General features: G+C 71.6%; 1 protein-coding gene. It reads left to right on the top strand.

All coding sequences use genetic code 11. The annotated features are described in order from the left end of the window. A partial coding sequence (locus IEY73_RS32765; RefSeq protein WP_229716431.1) for a glycosyltransferase 87 family protein occupies positions 1-754 on the top strand: 754 nt, incomplete at both ends.

Below are 754 nucleotides of genomic sequence, written 5' to 3'. Positions count from 1 at the left end.
TTGACCGCCGCGCCGGTGCCGTCTGGGCGCTGTTCGCCGTGATCGCAGTGGTCTCCTGCACGCTGGTGTTGCGGCGCCCGCCGGACGATCGCCTGTCGGATCTGCACATCTACTACGGCGCCGTGCTCGCCGTATCGGATGGGCATCCGTTGTACAGCTACGTCGCCGAGAACGGTGGCCCGTTCACCTACCCGCCGTTCGCGGCGCTGCTGCTGCAACCGATAGCCCTGCTCCCCGAAGCGGTGGTGCGGGTGGTGTGGCTGGTCTTGACGGTCGCCGCGGTCGCCGCGATCGCGGTCGTCGCCGGCCGGGGGCTCACCGCGGCGCCCGGCCGGCGGCCGCTGCTGGTCGCGGCGATCGCCTGCGCGCTGCTGGTGTCCGCGCCGGCGCAGAGCAACCTGCGTTTCGGGCAGGTCAGCGTGTTCATCGTGGTGCTGGCGCTGGTCGACGCCCTGGGGCTGACACCCGGCCGGTACCGGGGCGTCCTGGTCGGTGTGGCGGCGGCGATCAAGCTGACCCCGTTGCTGTTCGTCGTCTATTTCCTGGTCGCTCGCCGGCCCCGCGACGCGGCCCGCGCCGTCGGCGCGTTCGCCGCGTGTGCCCTGGCCGGTTTCCTGATCCTGCCGGGCGACAGTGTGACGTACTGGACCTCGGCGATGCTGCAGACGTCCCGGATCGGGAACCTGGCGTCGTTGGGCAACCAGTCGGTTCACGGCATGCTGATGCGGGCCGGCATGACGGCCCCGGCCCTTCC

Origin of the sequence: Mangrovihabitans endophyticus (assembly GCF_014646155.1) — a bacterium.
Classification (GTDB): domain Bacteria; phylum Actinomycetota; class Actinomycetes; order Mycobacteriales; family Micromonosporaceae; genus Actinoplanes; species Actinoplanes endophyticus.
The sequence above is the reverse complement of the archived record's forward strand: the minus strand, read 5'-3'. Positions and strand labels throughout refer to the sequence as shown.